Raw genomic sequence first — 415 nt, forward strand, 5'->3', positions numbered from 1 at the left:
ATTACGTGAAGGGGGAGCGTGAAAAGCAATTCGCCTATTCCTTTCATACAGCATGTGATCGGAATGGTTTTGTCCTCGGGACAATTGTCTGTCACACCAGGTAATATTCACGATAGTATCATTTTAAAGCCCTTGCTCGAACTCATCATCCACCGTTTTACCGTTCCGTTTGCAGTCGTCGCAGACTCCGCCTATAAAACCGCCCCCATCGTACATTTACTTCTCAGACAGCGTATTACGACTGCTATCTCTGTGAAAATGATCAGCAGCTTGTCTATCGAACAACTACACGGGAAGGAAGACGGGAGTACGTATCAGATCCAAAGATCTGTGAAACTTGTCCATTTCTAGAACGGTGTACGAAAAGTCAGACGATGCAGAAAGTGATTCATCGGCATGTCTGGCAAGATGCAAT

General features: G+C 45.3%; 2 pseudogenes. Both read left to right on the forward strand.

What is annotated here, in order from left to right:
• Positions 1 to 211 (forward strand): annotated as a pseudogene (locus KNP96_RS17020) (transposase); the annotation flags it as partial.
• 52 nt (positions 212 to 263) lie between these two features.
• Positions 264 to 415, forward strand: a pseudogene (locus tag KNP96_RS17025) (IS5/IS1182 family transposase); the annotation flags it as partial.

The organism is Exiguobacterium sp. s133 (genome assembly GCF_018618595.1).
GTDB classification, from domain to species: domain Bacteria; phylum Bacillota; class Bacilli; order Exiguobacteriales; family Exiguobacteriaceae; genus Exiguobacterium_A; species Exiguobacterium_A oxidotolerans.